Annotated in this window: 22 protein-coding genes; 4 read left to right on the top strand and 18 right to left on the bottom strand. The window is 53.9% G+C overall.

Features of this window, described 5'->3' with window-relative positions:
- Positions 1–7 precede the first annotated feature (7 nt).
- On the top strand, positions 8–913 hold the full coding sequence (locus V8L70_RS02190; protein WP_336268705.1) for a DMT family transporter: 906 nt from the start codon (positions 8–10) through the stop codon (positions 911–913).
- On the opposite strand, the gene V8L70_RS02185 is transcribed toward V8L70_RS02190, so the two are convergent.
- From V8L70_RS02185 to V8L70_RS02160, 6 genes are all read right to left on the bottom strand, one after another.
- Positions 867–1,715 (bottom strand): MOSC domain-containing protein, encoded by an 849-nt coding sequence (locus V8L70_RS02185; RefSeq protein ID WP_336268703.1) that lies wholly within the window; start codon positions 1,713–1,715, stop codon positions 867–869. The genes V8L70_RS02190 and V8L70_RS02185 overlap by 47 nt on opposite strands.
- 71 nt (positions 1,716–1,786) lie before the next feature.
- Positions 1,787–2,782, bottom strand: a complete 996-nt coding sequence (gntR, locus tag V8L70_RS02180; protein ID WP_336268702.1) for a gluconate operon transcriptional repressor GntR — start codon at positions 2,780–2,782, stop codon at positions 1,787–1,789.
- 107 nt (positions 2,783–2,889) lie between these two features.
- A complete protein-coding gene (locus tag V8L70_RS02175) occupies positions 2,890–3,417 on the bottom strand; it encodes a gluconokinase (RefSeq protein WP_035559529.1) in 528 nt (175 codons plus the stop codon).
- Positions 3,418–3,446: 29 nt separating this feature from the next.
- Complete coding sequence (locus V8L70_RS02170) at positions 3,447–4,727, bottom strand: TRAP transporter large permease (RefSeq protein ID WP_008958212.1); 1,281 nt, start codon at positions 4,725–4,727, stop codon at positions 3,447–3,449.
- Positions 4,728–4,729: 2 nt separating this feature from the next.
- Positions 4,730–5,323: a TRAP transporter small permease gene (locus V8L70_RS02165; RefSeq protein ID WP_176303774.1), complete on the bottom strand. Its 594-nt coding sequence runs from the start codon at positions 5,321–5,323 to the stop codon at positions 4,730–4,732.
- 69 nt (positions 5,324–5,392) lie between these two features.
- Positions 5,393–6,466 (bottom strand): TRAP transporter substrate-binding protein, encoded by a 1,074-nt coding sequence (locus V8L70_RS02160; RefSeq protein WP_336268699.1) that lies wholly within the window; start codon positions 6,464–6,466, stop codon positions 5,393–5,395.
- Positions 6,467–6,701: 235 nt separating this feature from the next.
- Here V8L70_RS02160 and V8L70_RS02155 point away from each other — a divergent pair, with 235 nt between their 5' ends.
- Both V8L70_RS02155 and V8L70_RS02150 read left to right on the top strand, forming a co-directional pair.
- Positions 6,702–7,145: a MarR family winged helix-turn-helix transcriptional regulator gene (locus tag V8L70_RS02155; protein ID WP_008958215.1), complete on the top strand. Its 444-nt coding sequence runs from the start codon at positions 6,702–6,704 to the stop codon at positions 7,143–7,145.
- Between the two features lie 148 nt (positions 7,146–7,293).
- Positions 7,294–7,725: an organic hydroperoxide resistance protein gene (locus tag V8L70_RS02150; protein ID WP_101145998.1), complete on the top strand. Its 432-nt coding sequence runs from the start codon at positions 7,294–7,296 to the stop codon at positions 7,723–7,725.
- 23 nt (positions 7,726–7,748) lie between these two features.
- Here the strand turns inward: V8L70_RS02150 and V8L70_RS02145 are convergent, their stop codons facing one another.
- The gene (locus V8L70_RS02145; RefSeq protein ID WP_101145996.1) at positions 7,749–8,441 is read right to left on the bottom strand and encodes an aspartate/glutamate racemase family protein; all 693 of its coding nucleotides are present in this window, start codon (positions 8,439–8,441) and stop codon (positions 7,749–7,751) included.
- Positions 8,442–8,605: 164 nt separating this feature from the next.
- Here V8L70_RS02145 and yghU point away from each other — a divergent pair, with 164 nt between their 5' ends.
- Positions 8,606–9,478, top strand: coding sequence for a glutathione-dependent disulfide-bond oxidoreductase (yghU, locus tag V8L70_RS02140; protein WP_336268696.1), 873 nt, complete (start codon positions 8,606–8,608; stop codon positions 9,476–9,478).
- 96 nt (positions 9,479–9,574) lie between these two features.
- On the opposite strand, the gene V8L70_RS02135 is transcribed toward yghU, so the two are convergent.
- The 11 genes from V8L70_RS02135 to V8L70_RS02085 all read right to left on the bottom strand — a co-directional run bounded on the left by V8L70_RS02135 (position 9,575) and on the right by V8L70_RS02085 (position 18,466).
- Positions 9,575–9,892 (bottom strand): DUF6693 family protein, encoded by a 318-nt coding sequence (locus V8L70_RS02135; RefSeq protein WP_101145992.1) that lies wholly within the window; start codon positions 9,890–9,892, stop codon positions 9,575–9,577.
- A gap of 127 nt (positions 9,893–10,019) precedes the next feature.
- A complete protein-coding gene (locus V8L70_RS02130) occupies positions 10,020–10,553 on the bottom strand; it encodes a DUF421 domain-containing protein (protein ID WP_101145990.1) in 534 nt (177 codons plus the stop codon).
- 115 nt (positions 10,554–10,668) lie between these two features.
- A complete protein-coding gene (locus tag V8L70_RS02125; protein ID WP_101145988.1) occupies positions 10,669–10,989 on the bottom strand; it encodes a hypothetical protein in 321 nt (106 codons plus the stop codon).
- A gap of 10 nt (positions 10,990–10,999) precedes the next feature.
- A complete protein-coding gene (locus V8L70_RS02120) occupies positions 11,000–11,563 on the bottom strand; it encodes a sugar O-acetyltransferase (RefSeq protein WP_101145987.1) in 564 nt (187 codons plus the stop codon).
- Between the two features lie 24 nt (positions 11,564–11,587).
- Positions 11,588–12,577, bottom strand: a complete 990-nt coding sequence (locus V8L70_RS02115; protein ID WP_101145985.1) for a lipid A deacylase LpxR family protein — start codon at positions 12,575–12,577, stop codon at positions 11,588–11,590.
- A 202-nt stretch (positions 12,578–12,779) separates the two neighbouring features.
- Positions 12,780–13,319 carry a YaeQ family protein gene (locus V8L70_RS02110; RefSeq protein ID WP_101145983.1) on the bottom strand — a complete coding sequence of 180 codons (540 nt, stop codon included), beginning with the start codon at positions 13,317–13,319 and terminating at the stop codon, positions 12,780–12,782.
- 69 nt (positions 13,320–13,388) lie between these two features.
- Positions 13,389–14,084, bottom strand: coding sequence for a glutathione S-transferase family protein (locus V8L70_RS02105; protein WP_101145981.1), 696 nt, complete (start codon positions 14,082–14,084; stop codon positions 13,389–13,391).
- Positions 14,085–14,127: 43 nt separating this feature from the next.
- Positions 14,128–14,745 carry a LysE family translocator gene (locus V8L70_RS02100; protein ID WP_101145979.1) on the bottom strand — a complete coding sequence of 206 codons (618 nt, stop codon included), beginning with the start codon at positions 14,743–14,745 and terminating at the stop codon, positions 14,128–14,130.
- A 100-nt stretch (positions 14,746–14,845) separates the two neighbouring features.
- Positions 14,846–15,619: an enoyl-CoA hydratase-related protein gene (locus V8L70_RS02095; protein WP_035559484.1), complete on the bottom strand. Its 774-nt coding sequence runs from the start codon at positions 15,617–15,619 to the stop codon at positions 14,846–14,848.
- Between the two features lie 283 nt (positions 15,620–15,902).
- Positions 15,903–16,751 (bottom strand): 3-hydroxybutyryl-CoA dehydrogenase, encoded by an 849-nt coding sequence (locus V8L70_RS02090; protein WP_101145977.1) that lies wholly within the window; start codon positions 16,749–16,751, stop codon positions 15,903–15,905.
- A gap of 86 nt (positions 16,752–16,837) precedes the next feature.
- Positions 16,838–18,466, bottom strand: coding sequence for an acyl-CoA synthetase (locus tag V8L70_RS02085; RefSeq protein ID WP_101145975.1), 1,629 nt, complete (start codon positions 18,464–18,466; stop codon positions 16,838–16,840).
- Positions 18,467–18,486: the final 20 nt, after the last annotated feature.

Here is an 18,486-nt window from a genome sequence, read left to right as displayed (position 1 = left end):
ACTCACCATGTCGTCGGCTGATGCGCTGCGTCTGATACTGCTCTCTTCGCTATGGGGCCTTTCGTTTATCTTTATGCGCGTCGCTGCTCCCGAGTTCGGGGCAGTACCGTTAGTGCTCGTACGGATGGGGGTTGGCGCTCTGCTGTTGATGCCATTACTGCTCAGCCTGCACTATTTGCGCCTTATCTGGCAGCATAAAGGGCCCTTGCTGTTTTTAGGCGTGGTCAATCACGTGCTGCCCTTTTCGCTATTGGCACTGGCAACCACTCGCCTCGAGGCGGGTTTTACCTCGTTAATCAACGCCACGACACCAATTTTTACCGCCCTGATTGGCGCGCTGTTTTTCGCCACCGCGATACAGCGCCAGCAGTATGTAGGCCTCGCTTTGGCGCTGCTCGGGGTTTATGTGCTTTCAGCGGATCGGCTTGATTTCGCCCTGGGCGGCGACGGCTGGTTTATTTTGGCCGTGCTGGGCGCTACGTTTTGCTACGGCATTGCAGGCAACTATTCCAAAACGCGCCTTGGCCACCTACCCACGCGGGTACTGGCTGCTGGCAGTAGCGCCATGTCGGCCTTGGTGCTACTAATTCCCGGCCTTTTGCTCTGGCCAAGCGAGCCCGTCAGCCCGCTGGCGTGGGGCAATGCGCTGGCACTGGCCGCATTGAGTACGACGCTGGCTTTCCTGCTCTACTTTGGCTTACTCGCCAGCGCCGGTGCCACCGCTACATCGACCGTCACCTTTTTAGTCCCGGTGAGCGCGCTGATATGGGGCTATCTACTGCTCGATGAAACGCTCAATCTGCAGATTATTGCTGGGATGGTGATTACCCTGATCGGCACGGCCATCGCGACAAAGCTTCTGCGCGTCAGGCGTCGCGGGGTTCAGCCACCAGCGTATCCCCCACACGAATAATGCGACCAGCACCACTTAGCAGCGTGGCATTTTGGCCAAAGTGGGCGCCTTTCAAGGTGGGCTGAGTATTCAGTTCGATCAAGGTTTTGAGCGGCTCAGCGGGGACAGGCACCGCCGCCGTCTGCTGGTCGATAGCGGTGATTTTGCAGCGTTTGCAAGGTTTACGCAGCGCTAGCTGAAAGCCCCCGGTTTGCTCAGAAACCGTCGCCCAGCGATCTTCAGACCACGCCTCGTCGCTGGCTATCACGATGTTCGGCCGAAAACGGTTCATGGGTATGGGGGCATTTCCCCCTGCCATTAACGCTTGATTCAGTGCATCCAATGATCCCGTCGTGGTGATCAAAAACGGGTAGCCGTCGGAAAAATAGGTGTGCGCTGCACCTCCCTCAAGAAAATCCTCTTCGACTGCGCGGGTAAATTCCGTCGCAAAACGCACCAGGCTAAGCCCTTGTGCCTGTTCGCCCAAGGCAGCGACCAGCCAGTGAGTGACGGACTCGCCTTCCGGCAGCGCTTTACAGTGATCGTCCCACACGCTGACCAGGCGCAAATTTCCTTCAGGCTGAGCCAACGGAATATGCAGTGATTCGACGTCTGGGTGGGAAAGCACCAAATGTTCATCGGTGAGGGCGACCTCGATGGTCGCAAGCGCTGGCAACTGGCGCTGAGTAATGAATCGCTGATGCGTATCGACCAGCATCCAGCGACGGTCCCAGGCCAGCCCATGCTCCTGCAGCTCGCTATGATCAACGTTGATGCCTTTGAGCGACTTGACGGGATAGATAGTGAGTTGTGTGATCTGCACGGCGGCCTCGCAACCAAAGTAAAAGGCTACTTTAGTCATTTACGCCGTTAACGGCTACACGCTAACAAGCGCTATAGCGTCATGCCTGTTTCTATGCGGTAGCCTAAATCGACGATTTTCTGGGTCAGTGTCTCACCCCGAATACGCGCCAGCAGCTCACCGGCAGCGGCCTCGCCGATCGCCTGGCGCGGTGTCACTACGCTGGCAAGGCGTGGCGTCATCACATGGCCCACATCGTGACCATGAAAGCCCGCTAAGGCCATGCGTGCGGGCACCTCGATACCGCGCCGCTGGCATTCGAAATAGGCACCGACGGCAACGTCGTCATTGGTGCAAAATAGGCCATCCGCCGTTGGGTAATCGACTAACACTTGCTTGAGCAGCGCGGCCCCCACGCTATAAGAGGAGCGCTGGGTGCTCTGCAGTGTCACCGGGGGCAAGCCATGCTCTTCCATGGCGCGGCGATAGCCGAGCTCACGCTGCCGGGTACGTTCATCCAACCGCACCGCCAGATAAATCACTTGGCGACGACCGCGGCGGATCATCTCACTCACCATGTCATAGGCGGCTTGTACGTTGTCGTAGCCCACGGTCTGTTGTAGCGGAGGGCGATGGGTGTCCATGATTTCGACAATCGGGATACCGGCGGTTTCCAGCATACGCAGGCTACGCGGCGTGTGATCGCGGTCAGAAAGGATAACGCCATCGACGTTATAGGAGAGCAATGACGCCAGGCTGCGCTCTTCAAGCTCAGGGCTATAGCCATAGTGAGAGAGCATTAAGTGATAGCCCGCGGGTTCCGTTAACGCCTCAATGCCGACAATGATATCGGCGAACACTTGGTTGGTCAGCGACGGCACCAGCACGCCAATCGAATGACTGGTGGCCCTGGAAAGTAAATCGGGCGCACGGTTGGGAATATAGCCAATCTGTTCGGCAATCGAGAAAATGCGCTCACGCAGCCCTTCCGAAACCGTTTCAGGTTCACGCAGGCAGCGGCTGACCGTCATTTTGGTAGCCCCTACGTGGTCGGCAATGTCCTGGAGGGTGGGGCGTTTTTTCTTCAAGGGGGTAACTGCCTTATGCAGTGAGGGAGCATTGAGGTCGCCCCTTCAATCGGCGGCCTCAATACCTATTAACTCTTTTGCCTAGTGAGCGTTAGCCTAGTTGTGCGTTAGCTTAGTGTGCGGCTGGGCAGTGGCAGCGTGGCAGCAAATTGATCGACGATTTGCATGGGCGACAGGGCAATGGAGGCGTTAAACGCCTCCTCTTCATCAGGCGGTTCTAAATCAGCCAATTGACTGGCCAACATGGTATCGCCTTTGAAGAAGTGCCCTGCCCGTGTTTCTAGCCGCTCAAGCAGCAGCTCTTGCGTGCCCTCTAAGTAGAGAATCTGCAGCGCTGAGTCACCTTGGCGCAGTCGGTCACGGTAGCGCCTTTTCAACCCTGAGCAGGCAATCACCAGCGACGCATCTCTGGCCCGATACTCGGCGAATAGCGCCGCCAACGTATCGAGCCACTCGCTCCGGTCATCGTCATTGAGCGGTGTGCCGCTGGCCATTTTGGCTACATTGGCGGGCGAATGGTAATCGTCGCCGTCAATGAACGTCGCCCCTACGGTTTGGGCCAACTGGCGGCCAATGTGCGATTTTCCAGAGCCAGACACACCCATCACTAAAATACGATGCGAGAGGGTCTTCACAGAAGCTCTCCTATTCATTACCAAGAACCTCAGTTGCCGCGCACAGCGGTAAGATCAGGCAACCAGGTAACGATACCCGGGAAGGCGATCAGGATCACCAGCACGACGAGGAGCGCTGCGTAGTAAGGCAGCATCGCTTTGACCAAAGACTCCATGGAGACTTTACCCACACCACAACCGACGTAAAGGCAGGTGCCAACCGGCGGGGTTAGCAGCCCGATGCCCAATACAAAGGCCATTAGTACGCCAAAGTAAGCAGCATCAACACCTACCGAGGTCACAATGGGCGCAAGCATAGGCGCCATGATGACCATGGCCGGGGTTAAGTCCATGACAAAGCCCACCAACAGCAGCAACGTTGCCACGATCAGGAGGAGTAGGAACGGGTCTTGGGTAATCGCCTGCACTTGGCTAACCAGGGTTTGCGGCACCATATTGATGGTCAGGAACCAAGCAATAACCGTCGCAAACGCTAGCAGCATCATCACCATGCCGGTCAAACGAGCAGTACGAATCAGCATACCGCCGAGCTCTTTGATCTTGAACTCACGATAAACCACCAGCGAAATAGCCAGCGCATAAAGCAGTGCCGCTACGGCCGCTTCGGTCGCGGTAAAGACACCGCCAATAATACCGCCAATCACGATGACCGGGAGTACCAGCGCAAGCCAAGCATCTTTGAAAGCTTTCCAGAGGCGATCCCAGCGGAATTTCTGCACACCGCCGCCATCCTTTTTGGCAAGAATATAGGTGGTCACCATCAGCGCAAAGCCAATCAACAGACCCGGAATGATACCGGCAATAAACAGGCGGCTAATCGAGGTTTCAGTGACGATGCCGTACAGAATCAGCGGGATGGAGGGCGGAATAATGATCCCGATCACCGAGGACACGGTGTTGATTGCGGTAGCATTCGCCGCGGTGTAGCCCTGCTCTTTCATGGAGGGAATCATCATCGCGCCGGTAGCGGCCGTATCGGCCACCGCTGAACCACTGATGCCACCAAAGAACATCGAACCGGTAATGGCAACCTGCCCTAGCCCACCGCGCATAAAGCCGACCATAGCGCCAGCCAGTTCCATCAAGCGACGAGCGATGCCACCATTACTCATCACCTCACCGACTAAAATAAAGAACGGAATGGCGAGCAGCGGAAAGCTGTTCACCCCACGAATCGACTGTTCGATCATAATCGACAGCGGAATATCTGAAAGTACCGCCATGACCAGCGCCGCCACGCCTAAACCAAAGGCAATGGGCAGCCCAATAACGATAGAGACCAATAAAATGGCCAGGAAAATCCATAGCATGATTAGCGCTCCCGCTCAGAGTGGCGAATAACGTTAAGGCTGACCCACATCCGCCACACCGCTACCACCGCAATAAAGATGACACACAGCACCAGCGAAAGGCTGATAAAACTCAATGGCACATCCATGATCGCCGAACGCCCGCTTGAACGCGACAGCACTTGGTAGCCACCCCAAATCATTACCACCATTAGGCCGGTAATAATCAGGTGCTGCAGTAAATAGAGCATGTGCGCCAAGCGCAGCGGCAAGCGCCGCACCAAGGCATCAACGGCAATGTGCTCGTAACGGGAAAACGCCGCGGCGGCCCCGATAAACACCAGCCATATAAACAGCATACGCGCCAGCTCATCCGCCCACGGCAGTGAGTAATTAAACAGCGCGCGCCCTACCACGTTGCAAGAAACGGACACAATCAACGCCACTAAAATAGCGCCGATAAGATACTCCATACCTAAGGTAAGCCAGCGGAACAGCGCCGGGCCTTGGCGGGCATCGGTATCGATTTCCAGAAGCTTGCGGTTGGGGTCGTCTAGATACACCGAAGGATCTTCAATCGGCGTAGGAGAGTTAGGGGGTGTAGAGGAGAGTGACATAGGAACTCCAGGGGCACTAACACATCGGGCAGGCACGTTGCCTGCCCGATGGCGCGCTAAACGTAAGGTTTAGTTGCTGCTCTCTTCAACGATCTTTTGGATGTCGGCGATCAGTTCTTCACCAATGCGCGGCGCCCACTCTGCATATACAGGCTGAACGGCATCTTGGAAAGCGGCTAACTGCTCGTCGTCCAGGCGGGTAATTTCCATACCACGCTCTGCCAACTGATCACGTGACCAGTCATCGTACTCAGCTGACAGCTGAATTTCATAGTTGGCTGACTGACGCGCTGCTTCCAGTACCAGTTCCTGATATTCGGGTGCCATGCGCTCCCAAGTACGCTCAGAAAGCATCATGATAAAGGGAGTATAGACGTGGCGTGTTTCGGTGCCATAATCCTGAACTTCATTAAAATTCGAGGTAAGGATGGTGCTCCAAGGATTTTCCTGGCCATCTACCACGCCCTGCTCCATCGCAGAGAAAAGCTCACCAAAAGCCATCGGCGTTGGGTTAGCGCCTAAGGCTTCCCAAATTGCTAGATGCACCGGGTTTTCCATGGTGCGAACGCTTAAACCGCGCACATCAAGACCTGCTACGTCGTCAGGACTTGCCACCGGGCGAGCACTGTTAGAGAGCTGGCGATAGCCATTCTCAGAAAACGCGAGTGCTTTCAGGCCGGTGCCATCAAAGGCGTCCAGCATGCCTTGGGCCACATCGCTCTGCATGACGGCAACCGCGGCTTCACGGCTAGGCAGCAGGAACGGCAGGTCAAAAGCAGAAAGCTGTTCAACGTAGCCAGTAGTGGCGGAGCTAGAGGGGTAAGTCATATCCAGCGTACCGGTTTGCAGCATTTCCAACATCTGAACGTCGTCACCTAACTGGCTGTTAGGGAAAACGTTAACCTTAATGCGACCGTCGGTACGCTGCTCCAAAATCTCACCAAAATATTGGCTAGACAAGAACTGTGGCGAGCTTTCCGCAAGGCCGATGCCCATACGTAGTGTGTGCGAACCATGATCGCCGACTACCTCGCCCTCGATCTCAGGCGGATCAGAGAGTTCTGGGCTCTGAGCATGCGCCATACCAAACGTCAGTGTAGTCGCACCGACCAGGGTTAGCGTGCTGCGCCAAATAGTTGTCATCGCGTGATCTCCAAATATTCGTTGTTGTTAACGGTGAATGGGTAAGAATTGAGTTGTTACTGGCTAATTTAATGAGCGCCAAATTGTTACCGGTAACATTAATGATGCGAAGGCTAGCTAGCTGCCAAGTGCGTGTCAAAACAAAACTGCCAACTTACGACCAACGTCTAGGGATAGCCACTCACCGCTTCGCGCGCTACATTACCCTACATATTTCGGATCGGAACCCATACTTGTGCAACCATCTTGTAGCGACTTAGAACTCGATCATCAGCTCTGCTTTGCGCTCTACTCAACTTCATTGATGATGACCAAGGTATATAAGCCACTGCTCAAAGAGTTAGGACTTACCTACCCGCAGTACCTTGCCATGCTGGTCTTGTGGCAAAACGACGGTATGACAGTAGGTGCGATGAGTAAGCGGCTTCTAACCGATCCTGGTTCGCTTACGCCGCTGCTCAAGCGCCTTGAAGCCGACCAGCTATTGAACCGCAAGCGCAGTCACCAAGACGAACGCGTGGTGGAGCTTTACCTTACCGATAAAGGCAAAGCGCTGCGTGAACAGGCCTACCACATCCCTAGCTGTGTAGTGCATGCCAGCGATCAGTCAATCGAAGCGTTGACCACATTAAAAGAAGATCTGGTGCGATTGCGCGATAGCTTGCAGAAAAATCAGTAGCCCTTCGTTCTCTCACAAAGGATCTCGACTCTTTTTCATTATTTATATTGCGCGCAAAATAAAGCTTCGCTAAATTAAATCCGCAAGTCCATTCCGCAAAACCAATAATTAATAGAACCATGATGAACGTGTTAACAGGAGATTCAGAATGACGACCACTATCGAGAAAGTTGTTTATCGCGCCCATGCTACCGCTACGGGTGGCCGTGAAGGTCATGCCAAATCATCCGACGGCGCATTGGACGTAAAACTCAGCACGCCGAAAGAGTTGGGCGGCGCTGGCGGTGACGGCACCAACCCCGAGCAGCTCTTCGCAGCTGGCTACTCGGCCTGTTTTTTAGGTGCGCTAAAGCACGTGGCGAGCCAGGAAAAAGTAAAGCTGCCCCAAGAAACCAAAATTGATGGGCATGTGGGTATCGGTGCAATCCCAACCGGCTTTGGCATTGAAGTCGAGCTAAAAATCAGCCTCCCAGGCCTGGAGCAGGACGTCGCTCAGCAGTTGGTCGATAAAGCGCATATCGTATGCCCCTACTCAAACGCCACCCGTGGCAATATTAACGTCACTCTGACGGTGGTCTAAGCGGCGTTACTTCGTTTAATTCATCATGTTAGTGCCCACGCCACCGCTCTCTGCACATGCAGGGCGGTGGTGTCATAAAGCGGCACTGCGGTATCTTGCTGGCTGACGAGCATAGCGATTTCAGTACAGCCTAGAATCACCGCCTGAGCGCCTTGCGCATAAAGTGAATCGATAATGGCTAGATAGCGTTGGCGGGAGACATCTTCTATACGGCCTTGGCAGAGCTCATCAAAGATCACCTGATGAATAGTGTCGCGCTCAGATTGCTCCGGCACCACGACCTTGATGCCGAACTGCTCTTCTAATCGGCCAATATAAAAGTCCTGCTCCATGGTAAATCGGGTGCCTAATAGGCCCACCCGATTAATCCCGTCGGCTTGTAGCTGTAAAGCAGTGGCATCGGCAATATGCAGCAGAGGAATGGTAATCGCCTGTTCAATCGCGGGCGCCACTTTATGCATGGTATTCGTGGCAATCAATAAACAGTCAGCACCTGCGCGTTCGACGCCTTGAGCAGCGTTGGCGAGTAGCTCGCCTGCCGCGTCCCAATCGCCCCGCTGCTGCATGGCTTCTATCTCTGCAAAATCGACACTGACCATCACGATCTTGGCCGAATGAAAGCCGCCTAGCGCCGCTTTAACGCCTTCATTTAAGGCCCGGTAGTAGCTTTGACTCGACTCCCAACTCATGCCGCCCAGTACGCCAATGACACGCATCCATAACCTCCCAGAGAACTTGGACTACTTTATTAACAGGCTAATCACCAGCCGACCCTTGTAGCGGCTTTTCATCACCCCCATAACCTTAGAATAGTCGCGCAGAGAAGAGGTTCATCCCTGTACCCAGCAGTTACCGATAACCGGTTAATAGCGAGGAAATAATGAGCGATAACACTTATACCCCACCGAGCGTTTGGAAATGGGAACCTGGCAATGGCGGTAAATTTGCCAATATCAATCGCCCCATTGCGGGCCCCACCCATGACAAAGCACTGCCGGTAGGTAAACACCCTCTGCAACTTTACTCCTTAGCCACCCCCAACGGTGTCAAAGTCACCGTGATGCTTGAAGAGCTGTTAGAAAAAGGTGTGACTGGTGCTGAGTACGACGCTTATCTGATTCAAATTGGCGAAGGCGACCAGTTCAGCAGTGGTTTTGTCGAGGTGAATCCCAACTCTAAAATCCCCGCGCTGATGGATCACTCCACTCAACCGCCCCAGCGGGTGTTTGAGTCTGGTGCCATCCTGCTTTATCTGGCTGAAAAATTTGATGCTTTCCTACCCAGCGATCCGGCGAAGCGCACCGAGTGCCTCTCCTGGCTATTCTGGCAAATGGGCAGTGCTCCAATGCTGGGTGGCGGTTTTGGCCATTTCTATGCCTACGCACCTGAAAAGTATCAGTACCCGATTGACCGCTACACCATGGAAGTGAAACGCCAGTTGGATGTGCTGGATCGCCACTTGGCGGAAAACCGCTTTATGGCAGGCGATGAGTACACCATTGCCGATATGGCGATTCACCCCTGGTACGGCGCGCTGGTAAAAAACCGCGTTTACGAAGCGGCGGAGTTTTTGGAGGCGCACACTTACAAAAACGTTCTACGCTGGACCGAAGAGATCGATGAGCGCCCCGCCGTTAAACGTGGCCGCATGGTCAACCGCACCTGGGGCGAACCTCACGAGCAGTTGCATGAGCGCCACGACGCCAGTGACTTTGAGCTTCGCACACAAGATAAGCTGACTGACGACAAGTAACTAGTTGCTCATAACAGCCAAAAGGGCCTACGCGAATTATTCAACGTAGGCCCTAATCGATTTCAAATGCTAATAACTGATTTGCCCTCTATAACGCTATTCAATCCGCGAGTTATTCAAAGCGTAATTCCAAACCCGATAGAAGTAGAAAATATACCCTAAGCCGAAAGTAACGAGAGAAATCAGCATCCATAGGATGATATGGCCGACATTGCTGAACAGATTGATATCGCAGACCATTTTGCGCTCCACACCAGTATCGCCATCAACTACCGACGTGCGATTAATGACAAACCTAGCAAACGAATAAGGGAAGAAAAATAGCGCTATACCAAACGTGATTATACTCAGCACCACCCAAATAATTAGATGACCGATAATATCGAGAATCGATAGGTCTGCTTTGATTTTCACAGGTTACCCTTATTTGTATGCACGAAAAGCGGCATAGAGTAACACTGTCGACCTCGGACGCGCATGTTTGGAATGTGCGTATGGATCAAAGAACAAATACCAGAGTCTCATCATGTCATATCAAAAACTAGGAAGCGGCTTCAATGGATCCACGAACACCCTTCAAGCTGGATTGGCCGCTCTCTGCATGACGCTTAACAACGCTTAACGAGCCGTCTGTTTCTAACACCACGGCTTCTACGGCGTTTACATCACTAAGACCACTACTCCGTATGGCAGCAAGCACTTCGTCTTGGGTTACCCGTGCTTTTCGCAGTGACGTTAATAGAAACTCACCCTGATAGAGCAGCATTAGTGGCTCGCCGGTCACTAATCGACGTACCCACCGAAACCGCACACTGGTCCAGGTAATGATAAATTGAAGTGAAATCAGCAGCGCTAACGCGACAGCTCCATCCGCCAAGGCCACATCTTTAGACAGCAATACGGTCGCCAGCGTGGAACCCAGCGCGACCGTTACGATTAAGTCGAAGGCATTCATTTTCGAAAGCGTGCGATTGCCCGAAAGGCGCAGGAAGAGCACCAGCGTTGCGTACGCCAATAACCCGATAATCAAAATCCGTAACAGGCTGCCCCAGCCATTAAAAAATACCATTTCCATATGCACTTCCTCCTTAGACACTCAACGATAGGCAACGAGCTGCTCACCATGCTGACTAGGCTAACAGCCATAGGCCTAATGTGTACGCTAGGAAGGTATATACGTTAGGAAGGTTTTAGTGCTGGCTCTCCCACCATTTGGCATAAGAACTGTTGTGGGGCGCAAAGCCGCCTTCATCAGGGGCATTATCATCCCACCATACAGGACCACGCTCACCCAAGGCCTCTTTCGCAGCTTGAACCGCTTTACGCGCTTGGCGAAGTGCATCGTCATCTTCTTGCTTTTGGGCAGTTCTGACGGCCCGGCGGGCTTTCATCAACTCTTTGATATGAATTCGCTTTTGCTCTTCGCCTAAGCGCGGGTCAGTGCAGCGCCAGAGTCGATTTTTAGCAACAAAATAACGCCCGTCGGGCGTATGAGGATATTTATTTGCCATTCTTAAACCCCTAGGTAGACGTATTTAAACGGCGTATCACCTGACAGGGATTACCTGCCGCAAATACATCTGCGGGTATATCCTTGGTTACGACACTACCAGCCCCGATCACACTACGCTCGCCAATGGTGATACCAGGATTAACAATCACGCTACCGCCAATCCAGCAGTCATTGCCAATAGTGATAGGATAACCAGCCTCTAAACCGCTGCGACGCTGTTGCGCATCCAACGGATGCGTGGCGGTATACAGCTGAACGTTAGGGCCGAACAACACATTATCGCCGATCGTTACCCAGGCAACATCGAGTACCACACAGTTAAAATTGAAGAAAACATTGTTACCTAAGGCGATGTGCTCACCATAATCGCAGTAGAAAGGTGGCTCTATCCATAGCGCTTTTCCCGCATTAGGTAACAGCTGCTGTAGGAGTGCAGCACGTTCGGCAGTAGCGTTATCAAGGGTTGTGTTAAGCGCTTGCATGGTCAGCCGCGCCTTTCGGCGCAGCGTTAGTAGCTCTTCGTCCTGGGCGTTGTACCTCTCCCCCGCTAGCATTTTTTCCCGCTCAGTCATGATCGAGCCTTTTTATAACCGTGCTTAAAAACGCCGGGATAGCGTGATGGCACCAAACTTGTCCTGATCTTCCTGGCCATCGAATTCACGTGAGCGCTGCACGGCAGCGTAGGTCACCTGCCAGTCTTCCCAAGCTAGCGCCAGGCCTGCAGAGACATCGCCTACCCACTCTTTTCGGTCAACCGAGTGACTATCTCTGAACGTATTGCCATCCAGCGTCAGATTTTGTGCCATGTAATAGCCATCTACGCTCGCAAACAAGTACCACTGCCAACCATCATTGCCCGTCATATGGTGACGACTGCCGGGGTTTGGCGTCAATGTAGGAATACCCGAGGCTTCATCACCCCAGCGCACGCTATAGCCAGCGCTGGCGTAGGTGTAAAGGTTACCTAAGGCAGCCCCGACGCTAGGCCCATGAGCAAATTGCTTACCAATAAACGGGGAGCTATGCCACCACTGGCGGCGCATAGCGACGTTCACAATGGCTTCATCGCCAAGCTGATTATTCCAGCCGTTAGGACGATCACTATCGGTGATGCGGTGTACTTCTCGTTGGATACTATCGGCAAGCGAGGACGGCCCCACCAAGCCAATATCCAGATGCAGATCGGTTGCTTGGCGCCAATTACCCATTGGCACATCTTCATAAAGCGAAATCCCACCATAAACGAGACCAGCATAGGGGCGATCATCTTCAATCAAACGACGCTCTTCGATGTTATCCGGCGTATAGATCTGATGCACCAATCGATAAGCGGCCATATCAGCGCTGCCGATCAAGCTATCGGGGAGTGCTGTCGCTAAGCGCTGCATCCAACTTTCATCACTAGGCTCAAAGGTCCAGTTAAGCTCAAAGCCGCTGGTAAAATGGCCATCATCACTGCTGGCCATACCATCATTTTCATGCTTAACCGAGAGCACACTACCTTCTGCTTGGGCCAGCGTGGGCAGCAAACTAATGGCTGCGACTAGCGGGAGCAGTTTCCATCGTAAAACGGAATTTAGTTTCATTGCTCGTTCCTTGAGATTGACCTTGAGGCTGCTTTTTTAGACTGCTAGTGAAAGCAGTAACAAACATTGTTGATTGTATGTAATTGTGCAAAAAGATAGCAAGCATACTTTTAAAAAATAAAGGATGACCCATTGGCCATCCCTTTATCTGTCTATCGCTTAAGCCTCTAGCATAAAAGGATAGACGAACGTCTGATGATTTCTAGCGCTCGCGCAACAACCATTGCGGCGTTATCTCGTGTTGACCGTTTTCGTCGGTAATAAACAACGAGCCTTCGCTGATCATAACGGCCCAATTAATCGCCCGTGGTAGATCCTTAGCAATGGTCGCTAGGGCTTCTTGTGGCAATACAGCCACATGCACATTTTTCAGCGATGCAACACCGGGTAGCACTTTACTCTCCCAAATATCTACCCGGCCGTAAGCCAACAGTGACACCCGCTCCGCCCGGCGTGAACACCACGTAATGCGCTCGGCGTCTGGCAACCCCACTTCAATCCAGTGCAGCAAGCGCCCGTCTAAGCTTTTTTCCCACAGCGCTGGCTCATCGACATCAGAGAGCCCTCGCCCAAAGGCCAACGATTCGCTGTACCACAGTACATAGGCAAGTAAGCGCGCGGTCATGCGTTCTTCGGTTTCTGACGGATGACGCGCCACGGTAAAGCGCAGCGTTTCATAAACACCGCGATCCAGATCGGTGAGGTTAATATCAACTTTGTAGGGCGTTGCGCTAAGAGCCATGAACGTGTCCAAACGAAAATTTGCGCCAGTGTACCCGATGCCGGTTATCCCTGGTGAGTTGTCACAAGGTTAAGACGTGCGGTAATCAACTTCCAGCGTGCCATTCTTTAGCGTTTCAGCTTCGTGCATAGGCTCGCGCCACGTTTCTTCCAGCGCGGCTTGATACCAGGCCTGCATGGCAGGCAGCGCTAACAGGCGTTCGACATAGGCCTGGGATTTCTCACTCACCGGCAGCTTGAATGTCTGTACGCGAAACGCCACAGGGGCATAAAACGCGTCTACCGCGGAGAAGTGCTCACCCGCTAAAAACGGCCCGCCAAAGCGCTCAATTCCCTGTTGCCACAACGCATCTAAGCGGTTCACATCGGCCTTGAGATTGGCCGATAAGCCATTCAATGCCACCCGCACACCGCAGTTCATTGAACACTCGTCACGCAGGGCGCCAAAGCCGCTGTGCATTTCAGCCGTGGCAGAGCGCGCCCAGGCGCGGGCGGTTTTATCACTCGGCCAGACGTTAGCGTGTTGCTCGGCTAAATATTCAACAATCGCCAGCGAATCCCACACCGCCAGATCACTCTCCCTATCCACTAAACAAGGCACTAAGCCCGATGGCGAAAAGCGGGTGTAAACGTCATGGCTAGCGCCAAAGCCGCCTTCAAAAGGCATGAGATGTTCGTTGAACGGAATCTCCATTACTTTCATCAACACCCAGGGGCGCAGCGACCAAGAGGAATAGTTCTTGTTAGCGATATAGAGATCAAACATACAGCGCTCCTTGTATGTGAAATTTGAAGTAGCCGATCAATCTTTAACGTGCCGCCTGAGCGAGGGTATTGCCCCCTAATCCCATTAATACGCCACCGCCAATGCGCTGGATGAGCCGAGAGGAGCCGTGGGATTTTTGTAGCCATTGGCGTAGAGGACTCGCAAGTAGCACCACCATGACATCCGCAGATGAAAACAGCACATTGGTGGCGATACCTAGCCAGAGCAGTTGCCATGCTACCGGCATCGCGCTCTCGGGCTGCACAAACTGGGGCAGAAACGCGACAAAGAAAAGCGCGGTTTTAGGGTTGAGCATCTCCACCAGAAAGCTGTCGCGAAGCACACGTTTCGTGGTTGCCAGCGGCATCTCTTCGCCGTGGGTGCGAATGCCCTGCTGCCATAGCCGCAGTCCCATCCAGAGCAGGTAGAGCCCACCGATTATTTTCATGGCGATGTAGGCAGGGGGAATCGCCGCAAACAGCAGCGCTAATCCTAGCGCGGCGGCCACCACATGCACATAACACCCCATATGCACACCGATGACCGCTAACCACCCTGCCCGTCGGCCGCGCCCCAACGTTTGCGCTGCGGTATATAGCATTGCAGGCCCAGGTAAATAAGCGAAACCAAGCGCGGCGAGAATAAATGCGGCCCATTGCATAGTGGCGGCTCTCTTGAAAGGAACAGTTAGCTTTCGAGAATAAAACGGGGGTGGCGCAAGCGCCACCCCCTAAATAAGTAAAACTGTAATTAATCAAACCTTAGAAGTTCGGTTTGCGCTTCTCGACAAATGCCGCCATGCCTTCTTTCTGCTCGTCACCGGCAAAGCAGAAGGCGAACAGGCTGGTTTCCAGCGCTAGTGCGCTATCAAGGTCTTGATCCATGCCGTCGTGAACTGCCTGCTTGGCGCCGCGCACTGACTGTGGGCCGTTGCCTTTGAGTTGCTTGGTGAGTTCTTCAACGTAGCTCTCCAGCTCCGCTTGCGGCATCACACGGTTCACTAAGCCGATACGCAGCGCTTCTTGGGCATCGATTTTGCGCCCGGTAGTGACCAGGTCAATCGCCATGGCAGGGCCAACACGGCGTGGCAGACGCTGGGTGCCGCCAAAGCCGGGGATGACGCCCAGGAGCACTTCCGGCTGGCCGAATACCGCGTTATCGCTGGCTACGGCCCAGTCGCAGGCCAGTGCCAGTTCGCAGCCGCCGCCAAGGCAAAACCCGTTCACCAACGCGACCACCGGCACGGGGAGTGTCTCTAGGCGTTTAATGGTACGCAGCGCTTGGCTGGCAAAGGCCCGCGCTTCTTCAGGTGTTTTTTCACGCATTTCAGTGATATCTGCACCCGCCACAAAGGACTTCTCGCCCGCACCGGTAATTAGCACGGCACGTAGGTTCGGGTGGGCTTCAAGCTCAACCAAATGTGCTTCCAGCGCGGCAAGCACTTCGCTGTTAAGGGCATTCAGCGCTTTAGGACGATTGATGGTCAGTCGCACCATCCCATCGTTATCAACCTTCTCGATCACTGCTTCGCTCATGGCGGACTCCTTATTCGATTTATTATTGAACATGAAAGTGAATACTACTCAACCCTAGCGAACGCTTGGTTGAGTGGCAATGACTTCTTATCGGGTTCTTACAATTGACAATCTATACCTCTAGGCATCAAGGGCAGGTTTCCACGAGGGCGCTGTAAACCCATCCCTGGGCGCTACTTTTGTCATCCATGACAAAAGACCCTCGTTTCAACCTACCCTCGCAGCTAATTAGCGACCACTGACAACTCAATCTGATAAATCATTGTTTCAAATTATTATTAAGTTAGCCGTAGTGATAGAAACCGCGACCACTTTTACGGCCTAGATAGCCCGCGGCGACCATGCGTTTAAGCAGTGGGCAGGGACGGTATTTCGGGTCGCCAAAGCCCTCTTGAAGCACTTCCATGATCGCCAAGCAAACATCCAGCCCAATCAAATCCGCCAGCGCTAGCGGCCCCATGGGGTGAGCCGCGCCTAGCTTCATGGCGTTATCAACCGCTTCCGGCGTTGCGGTGCCCTCCTGCACGATAAACGCTGCCTCATTGATCATGGGCACCAGCAGGCGATTCACAGCAAAGCCCGGCGCATCACCTACCGGCACGGCGGTTTTGCCCAGCGCCTTTGCAAGCGTTTCAATCTCGGTCACGGTAGCGTCCGAGGTTTGCTCGGCGCGAATCACTTCCACCAGTTTGAGCACCGGCACCGGATTGAAGAAGTGCATGCCCACCACGCGCTCAGGGTGCTCGCATACCGCCGCGAGGCGGGTGAGTGACAGCGACGAGGTGTTGGAGGCTAAAATAGCCGTGCTGCTCATTTGGCTAAGATCGCGAAACAGCTTCTCTTTGAGTTCGGGCTGTTCGGGGGCCGCCTCGATAATGATCGCGCAGTCGCTAAGAGCATTGAGTGTGGTAGTGGTCGATAGACGGGCGAGAGCGGCACTTTTATCCGCCTCGCTGATTTTCTCTTTAGTGACCAATTTACCCAAGCCTTTATCGATATTCGCCTTGGCGCGGCCAAGCTGCTCTTCGGCCACATCGTAAAGGCGCACGTTAAAGCCACTGGCAGCCACTACCTGGGCAATCCCCTGCCCCATGGTACCGGCGCCCACTACGCCAATTTGTTGGTCACTCATGCACGCTCTCCTCTATTGATTATCAATACTAGCGGCTATCACTACTGGCGGTTATCACCGCTAGTGCTTATTACTATTAAGGATGGTTAATGATTTTTAGCTTCTTCACGCAAGACGAATTTTTGTATCTTGCCCGTTGATGTTTTCGGTAGCTCGCTGAAAATGACTGTTTTAGGGACTTTGTAGCCCGCCAAATGTTCACGGCAGTGGGCGATAATATCCGCCTCTGTGACTTCGCCGTAGCCCACCTTGAGCTTCACAAACGCACAGGGCGTTTCGCCCCACTTCTCGTCAGGCTTGGCGACCACGGCTGCCTCTTCAACGGCGGGATGGCCGTAAATGGCGTCTTCCACTTCGATGGTCGAGATGTTCTCTCCACCGGAAATAATGATGTCTTTCGAGCGGTCTTTGATTTCGATATAGCCATCCGGATGCCAAACCGCCAAATCGCCGGTGTGGTACCAGCCACCGTCCAGCGCTTGCTCGGTGGCCTCCGGGTTCTTTAAATAGCCCTTCATGACATTGTTGCCACGCATCAGTATTTCACCCATGGTCTGGCCATCCTTGGGTACTGGCTCCATGGTGAGCGGGTCAGCCACGCACAGCGCTTCGAGCATGTGGTAACGCACGCCCTGGCGGGCTTTTATTTTGGCCCGTGCTTCCAGCGGCAGTTCATCCCACGCTTCCCGCCAGGCACAGACGGTCACCGGACCATACACTTCGGTTAGGCCATACACGTGGGTCACTTCAATGCCTAGCTTCTCGACCCCGGAAATCACCGAGGCGGGTGGCGCAGCACCAGCAGTGGTGACTTTGACGGGGTGATCGAACTGGCGCTTATCTTCCGCGGGCAGGTTCACTAAGCCATTAAGAATAATAGGCGCCCCGCTGAAGTGAGTGACCTTCTCTTCGGCAATGAGCTGCATGATCTTTTTCGGGTCGACGCGGCGCAGGCACACGTTGACCCCGGCGTTGGCGGCAATCGTCCACGGGAAGCACCAGCCGTTGCAGTGGAACATCGGCAGCGTCCACAGGTAGATCGGGTGGTGGGGCATTGCCCACTCCATAATATTGCTCACCGCATTGAGGTAAGCGCCGCGGTGGTGATAAACCACGCCCTTGGGCTTACCGGTGGTGCCAGAGGTGTAGTTAAGCGAGATCGCATCCCACTCATCCGCAGGCAGTTGATAGGCAAAATTGGCGTCGCCCTCGTTAAGCAGCGCCTCATACTCGATCTCACCAATGCCTTGCGTGTCGCCGAGAAACTCTACATCGGCAACATCAATGATCAGCGGCTTGTGGATTAGCTGGGCAACGGCTTGCTGGATGACCTCAGCAAACTCGGGATCGACCAGAATGGCTTTGGCTTCGCCGTGCTCCAGCATATAGCTGATCGCCTCTGCATCCAGACGAATATTCAGGGTGTTCAATACGCAACCCGCCAGCGGCACGCCAAAGTGCGCCTCGAACATTGCTGGGATATTAGGCAGCATCGCCGCCACCGTTTGACCTGGCTGGATGCCCCGCTGTTGCAAGGCGGAAGCAAGCTGGCGGCAGCGCGCCCAGGATTGGCCCCACGTACGTCGCGTACTGCCATGAACCACCGCCGGGTAGTCGGGATAGATCGACGCGGAGCGTTCAATAAAGGTCAGCGGTGAAAGCGGTACGTGGTTAGCGGTGGTTTTGGGCAAGCCTTGCTCGAAAATGGTGTTCATGGTCGGCTCCTGATTTTGTT

This window comes from Vreelandella arctica (genome assembly GCF_037070215.1).
Taxonomy (GTDB): Bacteria; Pseudomonadota; Gammaproteobacteria; order Pseudomonadales; family Halomonadaceae; genus Vreelandella; species Vreelandella arctica.
This window is presented reverse-complemented; position numbering and strand designations above follow the sequence as displayed.